We start from the raw sequence: 9,171 nt of genomic DNA, 5'->3' as shown, positions 1-9,171 counted from the left end.
AACTGAGCTATTCCCGCATCGGGCTGGTTTGCACCAGTGTCATCATCAGATTTTTGGAGCGGGAAACGAGACTCGAACTCGCGACCCCGACCTTGGCAAGGTCGTGCTCTACCAACTGAGCTATTCCCGCAACTACCTTAAAACAGGCCGTACAGCATTTGGTTGCTTGCGCTACTGTACGGGAGCCGAATTATAAGAGCAGTCATTCCAATTGCAAGGGCTTTTTTGTCTGGTTGCGCGCGTTCGCTCAAAAGCTGGCCGAACTGTCGATTTTAGCAGCCAGAGTATGACAAACCCTTGCCGGGGAATCAGATCTTGAAGACGTGGCTGCGATAGAACTGCAGCTCGGCGATGGATTCGCGGATGTCGTCCAGCGCCTGATGGGTGCCGCTCTTCTTGAACTGATCCAGCAGTTCCGGCTGCCAGCGGCGCACCAGCTCCTTGATGGTGCTGACGTCAACGTTGCGGTAGTGGAAGAAGGCTTCCAGCTCGCTCATGTGCTTGACCATGAAGCGGCGATCCTGACCGATGCTGTTGCCGCACAGCGGGCTGGTGCGCTCCGGCACCCACTGGCGAATGAACGCGAGGGTCTCGGCAACGGCTTTCGCCTCGTCATGCTGGCTCGCCTTGACCCGGGCCACCAGACCGCTCTTGGTATGGGTGTTGACGTTCCAGTCGTCCATCTTGGCCAGCTCTTCATCACTCTGATGAATGGCGATCACCGGCCCTTCGGCCAGCACGTTCAGGTCCTTGTCGGTGACTATGGTGGCAATCTCCAGTACCACGTTCTCTTCGGGGTCGAGACCCGTCATCTCCATGTCGATCCATACCAGGTTCTGCGCGCTGACTGTCATGATTGCTCTCTCTATTGGGAGGAATGGCGGAATTTTGCCAATTTGCATGTATCATACTGGCTTTGGATCTGTTCATAAACTGGCGAATCGAGTGGCAAAGAAAGCAAAACTCAATCTGGGTCAACAAAGGCGCGTCCAGGCCAACCGCGAACGGCGGCTGCAAAAAGAGCACACCACAGTGGTGGATGACACCCTGTTTGGCCCCGCCATCGAAGGGGTGGTGATCAGTCGTTTTGGTCAGCACGCAGACGTGGAAGCGGTCGATGGAACCATCCACCGCAGCAACCTGCGGCGCAGCAGCATCAGCAGTCTGGTCTGTGGCGACAAGGTAGTGTGGCGTCCCGGCCTCAATGCCGCGACAGCGGGCGTCATCGAGGCGGTGCATCCGCGCCACTCGGTACTGACCCGGCCGGACTTCTACGACGGGGTCAAACCCATCGCCGCCAACATCGACCAGATCATCATCGTCTCGGCGGTGATGCCCGAGTTCTCCACCAATATCGTCGACCGCTATCTGGTGGCTGCCGAGGATGTGGAGATCCGCCCCCTCATCGTGCTGAACAAGGTCGACATGCTCGATGATGCCGCCAGAGCGCGCATCGAGAGCCAGCTCGAAACCTACCGCAGACTCAATTACGAGGTGCTGCTGGTGAGCTGCGAGAGCGGTGAAGGGCTGGATGAGCTTAAAGCCGCTCTGACCGACAAGATCAGCATCTTCGTCGGCCAGTCCGGGGTGGGCAAGTCGTCGCTCACCAACGCCCTGATGCCGGGGCTGGATGTACTGACCGGCGAGATCTCCGAAAACTCGGGACTCGGCCAGCACACCACCACCACGGCGCGGCTCTACCACTTCCCGAGCGGTGGCGATCTCATCGACTCCCCGGGGATCCGCGAGTTCGCCCTCTGGCATCTGGAAGCCGACCGCATCACCTGGTGCTTCGTCGAGTTTCGCGACTATCTGGGTGGCTGCAAGTTTCGCGACTGTACCCACAAGGACGATCCCGGCTGTGCCCTGCGCGCCGCGGTCGACGCGGGCGCCATCAGCGCCGATCGCTTCCACAACTATCACCGCATCCTGGAAACCATGCAGGAAGCCCGTCACGGTCGCCAACAGGCGCGCCTGTGACCCTGTTTAACCTACGTTGATGATGAACATGAGCATTACTGACAACCTGAAAATTGCCGGTCAATACTGTCTGCCCAAGCACGCCCTCTCCCGTCTGATCGGCAAGTTTGCCGCCGCCGAAGCGGGCAACATCACCACCAAGGTGATCGAGGCTTTTATCAAGCAGTACCAGGTCGACATGAGCGAGGCGCTGCACGAGAGCCCGGCCCACTACAAGAGCTTCAACGAGTTCTTCACCCGCGAGCTCAAGCCCGGTATCCGCCCCGTGGTAGAAGATGCCATGACTCTGGCCCTGCCGGTGGATGGCACCGTCAGCCAGCTCGGCCCGATCCAGCAGGGTCGCATCATTCAGGCCAAGGGCCACGACTACAGCGCCCGCGAGCTGCTGGGCGGCTATGAGGATCTGGTTGCGCCGTTCAAGGATGGCGACTTCGCCACCATCTATCTGGCGCCCAAGGATTACCACCGCATCCACATGCCGCTGGACGGCGTGCTGGAGAGCATGGTGTTCGTGCCGGGGGATCTCTTCTCCGTCAACCCGCTCACCGCCGAGAACGTGCCCAACCTGTTTGCCCGCAACGAGCGGGTGGTCGCCACCTTCCGCACCCCGCACGGCCCCATGGCGCTGGTGCTGGTCGGTGCCACTATCGTGGCCAGCATCGAGACCATCTGGGCCGGCAACATAGCGCCGACCAAAGAGAAGAAGGTGGTACGCTGGGACTACACCGGCGACGAAGCCATTACCCTGCAGAAAGGCGCCGAGATGGGCCTGTTCAAGCTGGGCAGTACCGTGGTCTGCCTGTTTGGCCCGGGCATGCTGGCCGGTTTCGAGCCCCATCTGGCCAATGGCGTCACCACCCGTATGGGTCAGCCCTTTGCCAAGCTGGCGGAGCAGGCATGAGCGAGCAACCGAACGCCTCGCAGAAGAACAACCCGCTGCACGGGCTGACGCTGGAAGCCATCGTCACCGCGCTGGTCGAATACTACGGCTGGGAAGAGCTGGGGCAGCAGATCAATATCCGCTGCTTCACCGATAATCCCAGCATCAAGTCCAGCCTGAAGTTCTTGCGCAAGACCCCCTGGGCTCGGGAGAAGGTCGAAAGCCTCTATCTGTACGTTCAGCGCAAGCAAGCCAAATCGAAGAAGGAAGGGCAAGATGGCCTTTAAGATTACGTACACCTATAAAAAACAGGCCAAAGAGATCGGCTACGCGAACGACAAGTTCCGCAGCATCTACGACGCCATCGCGGCAGCCGAAGGGCTGGATCTCACCAGTTTTCACGCCATGGAGGCCCAGCTGGCTCAGGTTTGTCGCCGTGACAAGAAAAGCGTGAAGGATTACCAGGAGAACTACTTCAAAGAGTTGGGATTCTCCAACATCGTCATCGAACGAGATCTGCAGGAGTAACCATGCGCACCTTGACTCTGATGGCCGCCTCTCTGCTGCTGGCGGCATGCAGTACACCGGAACAACATCTGGTGGGCGGCGATCGTGACAGCCACGGCTGTATCGGCAGTGCGGGCTATCAGTGGTCAGCGCTCACAGGCAAATGTGTGCGCCTGTTTGAAGAGGGTATCCGGCTCAATCCAACCGATGCCAGCCAGACCAGCAGCGCCTTCGTGCTGTTCAACACCGACCAGACGCAGGCCGAACTGCATCTGCCAAGCGGCGAGCTGCTTGCACTGACCCGTCAAGGTGCGGAGGGCAACTGGTCGTGGCAGGGTAGCGGCTACACCCTCTTTATCTGGAAAGGTTATGTGCTCAAGCACGGTGACAAGGCGCTCTATCACGGGGAATAACCCGATCGCCTGATATCTTCGCGATATCCACCAAATAAAATGCCGACCCAAGAGTCGGCATTTTTGTATCTGAGACAACAGGTTATCAGGCACGGCTGAGGTAATCGGCCTGTCCCACCCACTTGTAGCTGGTAAGCTCGGTCAGCCCCATGGGGCCACGGGCGTGCAGCATCTGGGTCGACACCGCCACTTCAGCGCCCAGACCAAACTGGCCACCATCGGTGAAACGGGTGGAGGCGTTGACATAGACAGCCGCCGAACCGGCCCCGTTGACGAAACGCTCGGCGTTGGCCAGATCGTTGGTCAGGATGGCATCGGAGTGGCCGGCGTTGTGTTCGCGCATATGGGCCAGCGCCTCGTTCACATCCGCCACCAACTTGACCCCCAGGGTCAGCCCGAGCCACTCGGTATCGAAATCCTCCGGCCCCGCCTCGCACAGGTTATCGGCACCCGCCAACTGCGTCATGGCGTTGGGCGCGGCCACCAGCGTCACCTTGCGCTCGTTCATCAGCGTCACCAGCTGCGGCAGGAAAGCCGAAGCGACTTTCTCGTGTACCAGCAGAGTATCGAGGGCATTGCAGGCGGAGGGGCGTTGCACCTTGGCGTTGTCGATGACCGCCAGAGAGCGCACCAGATCGGCACTCTCGTCGACGAAAATATGGCTGATACCGAACCCGCCGATGATGACCGGGATGGAGCTGTTCTCCTTGCACATCTTGTGCAGGCCGGCACCGCCACGGGGGATGATCATGTCCACATAGCGGTCGAGGCGCAGCAACTCGCCGACCAGCGCCCGATCCGGGTTGTCGATGTACTGCACCGCCGCCTCGGGCAGACCGGAGGCCGCCAAGGCATGCTGGATCACCCGCACCAGCTCCAGATTGGAGTGGAAGGTCTCGCGCCCGCCACGCAATATGCTGGCGTTGCCAGTCTTGAGGCAAAGGCTGGCGATATCGATGGTGACGTTGGGGCGCGCCTCGTAGATGACGCCGATAACCCCGATGGGCACCCGACGACGAGAGAGCCGCAGGCCATTTTCCAGCACCCGGCTATCCATTTCGGCGCCGACCGGATCATCCAGAGTAATTACCTTGCGCACATCCGCCACGATACCGGCCAGCCGGGCCGGATTGAGTAGCAGGCGATCCAGCATGGCTTCTGACAAGCCTGCCTCACGGCCGGCGGCGATATCTTTCGCATTGGCGGCGAGGATCTGCTCACTGCGCGCCTCCAGCTCGTCGGCGATGGCGGCCAGCGCCCGATTCTTCTGCGCCGTGCTGATGGTAGCCAGCTGATAGGCGGCTTCTCGGGCCGCCTGCCCCATTTTCTCCAGACTCATCTCATTTCCCTTTGTTCATGCTGTGCCGCCCTGATTAGAGCAGCACCATATCGTCTCGATGGATGGCTACTGAACCATATCCATAGCCCAGTACCTGCTCAATCTGATCCGAGTGGACGCCGCGCAGTTTATCCAGCTCCAGATGGTCGTAACGGCAGATACCGCGCGCCAACTCGGCGCCTTTGGGATCAAGAATACGCACCACATCGCCCCGAATGAAATCGCCCTTGACTGCCACAATCCCCTTGGGCAGCAGGCTGGAGCCTTTCTCCTTCATGGCGGCCACTGCGCCCGGATCCACATGCACTTCGCCGTGAGGAGGTGGGCCTGCCAGGATCCAGCTCTTGCGTCCTTCCAGCGGGGACGCCAGCGCGGGAAACAGGGTGCCAATCCGCTCACCCTTGGCAAGACGGCCAATCACCTCCGGCATCTGGCCGGTCGCGATCACCACGTTGACACCAGCTCGACGGGCCACATCGGCGGCCTGCAGCTTGGTAGCCATGCCGCCGGTGCCAAGGCCGCTGACACTGTCACCCGCCAACGAGCGCAGGGTATCGTCGATGGTCTGCACCTCTTCAATGAGCTGGGCATCGGGATTGGTACGCGGATCGGCGGTAAACAGCCCCTTCTGGTCTGTCAGCAGGATCAGCAGATCCGCATCCGCCAGAATGGCGGCCCGTGCGGAGAGGTTGTCGTTGTCGCCGACCTTGATCTCGGCGATCGCCACCGCATCGTTTTCGTTGATCACCGGAATAATGCGGTGATCGAGCAGGGTTCGCATGGTGTCGCGGGCGTTGAGGTAGCGCTCCCGATCTTCCAGATCGGCGCGGGTCAGCAGCATCTGGCCGATATGCAGACCGTAGAGGTTGAACAGATCTTGCCATACCCGAATAAGCTGGGTCTGACCAACCGCCGCCAGCATCTGCTTGTTGGGCAGGGTTGGCGCCAGTGGCGGGTGACCCAGATGTTCACGCCCGGCGGCGATAGCCCCTGATGTGACGACCACGACCCGATGGCCGTGACGGTGCAAGGCCGCACACTGTCTGACCAGCTCGACCATATGGGCACGATTGAGCTGGGAAGACCCCCCTGTGAGCACGCTGGTGCCCAACTTGACGACTATGGTTCTGTTTTCCATGGGAGCATAAAGGCTAAAAAGTAAGGAATATCTTTATACCCACGGCTATGGAGCCCTGCAAGGCAATTAACGCCGGGGCGAGGAGATGAAGCAAAAGCCCGGATGATTGCGGTCGGAAGGGGAGATGGCTGACTGATGGCCCGGCAAACAGCGGGATGCTGCTCGCCGGGCATCAGGGATCAAGCAGCGGTCACGGTCAACTCATTGGTGACCTGATCCGCTGGCGCTAACTGACACTCCAGAGCCGTCAGTTTGTCGCTGATGAGCTTGTAGAAACGGTTGAGGGTCCGCTCCACTTCTACCTGGTGCTTCTTGGGGATCGGCTTGTCCAGCCACTCACCATCAGCATTGTAGAAACCGAGCTGATAGTGGTAACGGAAGTGGTGATCGTCCTGCTCCAGCACCAGCCACCAGCCCCAGAACTCCCGTTTGTCCGGCGCCGGCTTGGCGCTGACGCAGACCGACAGGCAGTCGAAACGATAACGCCCCTCTTCGCAGAGATCTTCGCGCAAATAGGGGCCAATGGCAGCAAACTGCCTCAGCAGTCGCTTGTAGGTCACTCTTTCAGACATGTTAACCTCCCTGTTAAACAAGCCGCGCCACCTCGGGATGGCGTCAGTTCTTTAGCGCAATATCAGGTACACAAATGCTGTTTCAGCCACTCGACGATTTCGTCCAGTGCCTTGTCATACACCTCCAGCAAAGGCTGTTTGTCGAATACGATGGCCTTGCCGTTACGACTGGCCGCCGCCAATGCCCGTACATCCTGCTCGGGACAAATAAAATCTCGCTTGTGTCCAATACTCAATATCGGCACTGAGGTGCGAGTCCCCAGTAATCCTTGTGTTTTAAGTGAAAAAACCTGGCACTTGGTACGCATGCCGTCCCACTGCGCCGCATCCGCCCCCAACCGGTTGGCCAGACTGTCCCGCATCATGCGCGGACACTTGGCAAACAGCTCCTGATTGGTAAACACCTGATTGACACCGGCGCCGACACAAACCACGGTGCGCAGCTTAAAGGGTTCGATAAAGGCCAGTCTGGCTGCGATATTGCCCGCCAGACGCATCCCCACCATGGCGATACGCTGATGATCGACCCAGGCCACTTCGGAAAGGTAATGGAGCACCGCCTGATGAAGGCGGCTGGTATCCTGCACCAGCGGCCAATGCTCGGCATAGCCAACCCCGGGCATATCGAGGGAGAGCATGCCGATACCGTTGGGCTCGAGCCGTTTGAGATAGAAGTTGAGGAAATCGAGCTGCAGGGAGTCGATCCCGCCGCTGATGATCACCAGCGGCACCGGTTTTTCGGTGGTCGGCAGGTGGAGATAACCCTGAATATGCTTGCCGCGAAAAGGCACCTGGATCTCTTTGAGCGGCACCTTGAACAGGCGACCCGCCTCGCGATAGGCCATGTTACCGAGCAGCTGGGCCTGATCCGCCAGCTCGTCATCCTTGAGATGGGGATAGCTGGCGATGGAGTAGTAGCGCACCGCCTTGAGCAGCTGTTTCAAGGCGCCAGAAGGATCACCCTTCTCGCGCAGTTCGCGGCCCTGCTTGAAATAGTTGCCAGCCACCTGGCTCCACTCGTAGATCCAGTTGCCGGGCACATAGCCCTTGATGGTATCGAGATAGCAGTCATGGGTACGCTCGCCGGGCGCCATGGCGATACGGGCCAGGGTCTGCTCCACTTCGATGGGATCAGCACCCTGCCAGGTCCAGGAGGGGCGACGCAGCAAGCGATACCAGCTCTTTGACATGGAGCCGTCGATAAACATCTCGTCTGACTCGGCTTGCGCCAGATCAGCCGCACTGGAGTTGGAGATCTCGGATGTTTCCAATACCTTCTTGACGCGGGTAAAGAGCTGTTCGGTCAGGTTTAGGTCTTCGTTCAAGTCCAAGATAGTGTCCCATTCATATCAGGCAATAGCTCATCTTAACCACTTTTACTGCCCATCAGCCACCCTGCAACAGATTGATACACAAAAAAACAGGGCTCCAAATTGGAGCCCTGTGAAACCATTATTGCCGGTTGCAACCAATGGACGCAGCGAGCATCACATCCCGATCCCGTTACTTTTCGTCGCAGATCGGTGTGGCGAACTCCAGTGCCATATCCCACGGCTGTTCAATCCAGGTATCCTGCGGGATCGCCACTTCGAAATCGTCCAGCAGCGCTTCGCCCATCGGCTTGGCAAAGATCGCGATGAACTTGGCTTTAGGGTAGAGCTCGCGGATCGCCTTGGCGGTAGTGCCGGTGTCCACCAGATCTTCCACCACCAGCCAGCCTTCGCCGTCACCGGCGGTGGTGGCAGCCTTCACGACTACCAGCTCGCGCTGGCTGTCATGGTCATAGCTGGAGATGCAGAGGGTTTCCACATTACGAATGCCAAGTTCACGGGCCATCAGGGCTGCGGGCACCAGACCACCACGGCTGACCGCGATGATACCTTTCCACTGGCTGACAGGCAGCTGACGACGGGCCAGACGGCGAGCTTCACGTTGCAGGTTGTCCCACGACACATAGAACTTTTTCGGCATGTTATCGATCTCGAATAGTTATTTAAAAACAATCACTTAAAATAACAACATCCGCAATTATCCCTGCGGATGCCAGTAAATGGCGGCCCTTGCCCGACTGAATTCAGATTGCACTTCGGCTGCCTCAGGGCTAAGCCTCGGCAGCAAATCTGATAACAATGGAAGCAAGATGGGCTTATCCGGCGATCGGTTAGATGATGTGTCCAAACCGCGGACAGGCTGTTGGGCCGATATGATAGCACCGTTTGCAGAGAAAATGCCTGGCAAACGTATGCCAAAAACAGGAAAAATCGGCATCACCCTCTCCATTCGGCACATCTCGAGCGCCAAACGACTAACCTGCCGTCCCTGCTGCCGAGTCCAAATGGGCT

At 59.0% G+C, this 9,171-nt stretch carries 11 protein-coding genes and 1 tRNA gene; 5 read left to right on the top strand and 7 right to left on the bottom strand.

Annotated features, from left to right (window positions below; translation table 11 throughout):
* Positions 1-54: 54 nt before the first annotated feature.
* Positions 55-130, bottom strand: a tRNA-Gly gene (locus AACR14_RS01840).
* Between the two features lie 178 nt (positions 131-308).
* Complete coding sequence (orn, locus tag AACR14_RS01835; RefSeq protein ID WP_019444912.1) at positions 309-854, bottom strand: oligoribonuclease; 546 nt, start codon at positions 852-854, stop codon at positions 309-311.
* Between the two features lie 91 nt (positions 855-945).
* On the opposite strand from orn, the gene rsgA reads away from it, so the two are divergent.
* The 5 genes from rsgA to AACR14_RS01810 are packed head-to-tail and all read left to right on the top strand — an operon-like array spanning position 946 to position 3,780.
* A complete protein-coding gene (gene rsgA / locus AACR14_RS01830) occupies positions 946-1,980 on the top strand; it encodes a small ribosomal subunit biogenesis GTPase RsgA (protein WP_041201782.1) in 1,035 nt (344 codons plus the stop codon).
* Positions 1,981-2,008: 28 nt separating this feature from the next.
* Entirely contained in the window at positions 2,009-2,881 is an 873-nt protein-coding gene (asd, locus tag AACR14_RS01825) for an archaetidylserine decarboxylase (protein WP_026034874.1), read from the top strand.
* Positions 2,878-3,147, top strand: a complete 270-nt coding sequence (locus AACR14_RS01820) for a VF530 family protein (protein WP_005338981.1) — start codon at positions 2,878-2,880, stop codon at positions 3,145-3,147. The genes asd and AACR14_RS01820 overlap by 4 nt, the downstream gene beginning before the upstream one ends.
* Entirely contained in the window at positions 3,137-3,388 is a 252-nt protein-coding gene (locus AACR14_RS01815) for a DUF2960 domain-containing protein (RefSeq protein WP_005338984.1), read from the top strand. The genes AACR14_RS01820 and AACR14_RS01815 overlap by 11 nt, the downstream gene beginning before the upstream one ends.
* A 2-nt stretch (positions 3,389-3,390) precedes the next feature.
* Positions 3,391-3,780, top strand: a complete 390-nt coding sequence (locus AACR14_RS01810) for a hypothetical protein (RefSeq protein WP_019444909.1) — start codon at positions 3,391-3,393, stop codon at positions 3,778-3,780.
* An 85-nt stretch (positions 3,781-3,865) separates the two neighbouring features.
* On the opposite strand, the gene AACR14_RS01805 is transcribed toward AACR14_RS01810, so the two are convergent.
* The 5 genes from AACR14_RS01805 to gpt form a co-directional block, all read right to left on the bottom strand.
* The gene (locus AACR14_RS01805; protein ID WP_019444908.1) at positions 3,866-5,119 is read right to left on the bottom strand and encodes a glutamate-5-semialdehyde dehydrogenase; all 1,254 of its coding nucleotides are present in this window, start codon (positions 5,117-5,119) and stop codon (positions 3,866-3,868) included.
* A 34-nt stretch (positions 5,120-5,153) separates the two neighbouring features.
* Complete coding sequence (proB, locus tag AACR14_RS01800; protein WP_019444907.1) at positions 5,154-6,257, bottom strand: glutamate 5-kinase; 1,104 nt, start codon at positions 6,255-6,257, stop codon at positions 5,154-5,156.
* 179 nt (positions 6,258-6,436) lie between these two features.
* The gene (crl, locus tag AACR14_RS01795; protein WP_005339003.1) at positions 6,437-6,829 is read right to left on the bottom strand and encodes a sigma factor-binding protein Crl; all 393 of its coding nucleotides are present in this window, start codon (positions 6,827-6,829) and stop codon (positions 6,437-6,439) included.
* A gap of 62 nt (positions 6,830-6,891) precedes the next feature.
* Positions 6,892-8,160: an esterase FrsA gene (gene frsA / locus AACR14_RS01790; RefSeq protein ID WP_019444906.1), complete on the bottom strand. Its 1,269-nt coding sequence runs from the start codon at positions 8,158-8,160 to the stop codon at positions 6,892-6,894.
* Positions 8,161-8,332: 172 nt separating this feature from the next.
* Positions 8,333-8,800 carry a xanthine phosphoribosyltransferase gene (gpt, locus tag AACR14_RS01785; RefSeq protein ID WP_005339007.1) on the bottom strand — a complete coding sequence of 156 codons (468 nt, stop codon included), beginning with the start codon at positions 8,798-8,800 and terminating at the stop codon, positions 8,333-8,335.
* Between the last annotated feature and the right edge of the window lie 371 nt (positions 8,801-9,171).

It is taken from the genome of Aeromonas sp. 159, assembly GCF_963862045.1.
GTDB classification, from domain to species: domain Bacteria; phylum Pseudomonadota; class Gammaproteobacteria; order Enterobacterales; family Aeromonadaceae; genus Aeromonas; species Aeromonas veronii.
The sequence above is the reverse complement of the archived record's forward strand: the minus strand, read 5'-3'. Positions and strand labels throughout refer to the sequence as shown.

Excerpts from the sequence above, each read along its gene's own strand:
- crl (WP_005339003.1), bottom strand. The coding sequence starts at position 6,829 with ATGTCTGAAAGAGTGACCTACAAGCGACTGCTGAGGCAGTTTGCTGCC.
- gpt (WP_005339007.1), bottom strand. The coding sequence starts at position 8,800 with ATGCCGAAAAAGTTCTATGTGTCGTGGGACAACCTGCAACGTGAAGCT.
- AACR14_RS01805 (WP_019444908.1), bottom strand. The coding sequence starts at position 5,119 with ATGAGTCTGGAGAAAATGGGGCAGGCGGCCCGAGAAGCCGCCTATCAG.
- AACR14_RS01815 (WP_005338984.1), top strand. The coding sequence starts at position 3,137 with ATGGCCTTTAAGATTACGTACACCTATAAAAAACAGGCCAAAGAGATC.
- proB (WP_019444907.1), bottom strand. The coding sequence starts at position 6,257 with ATGGAAAACAGAACCATAGTCGTCAAGTTGGGCACCAGCGTGCTCACA.
- asd (WP_026034874.1), top strand. The coding sequence starts at position 2,009 with ATGAGCATTACTGACAACCTGAAAATTGCCGGTCAATACTGTCTGCCC.
- AACR14_RS01810 (WP_019444909.1), top strand. The coding sequence starts at position 3,391 with ATGCGCACCTTGACTCTGATGGCCGCCTCTCTGCTGCTGGCGGCATGC.
- orn (WP_019444912.1), bottom strand. The coding sequence starts at position 854 with ATGACAGTCAGCGCGCAGAACCTGGTATGGATCGACATGGAGATGACG.
- AACR14_RS01820 (WP_005338981.1), top strand. The coding sequence starts at position 2,878 with ATGAGCGAGCAACCGAACGCCTCGCAGAAGAACAACCCGCTGCACGGG.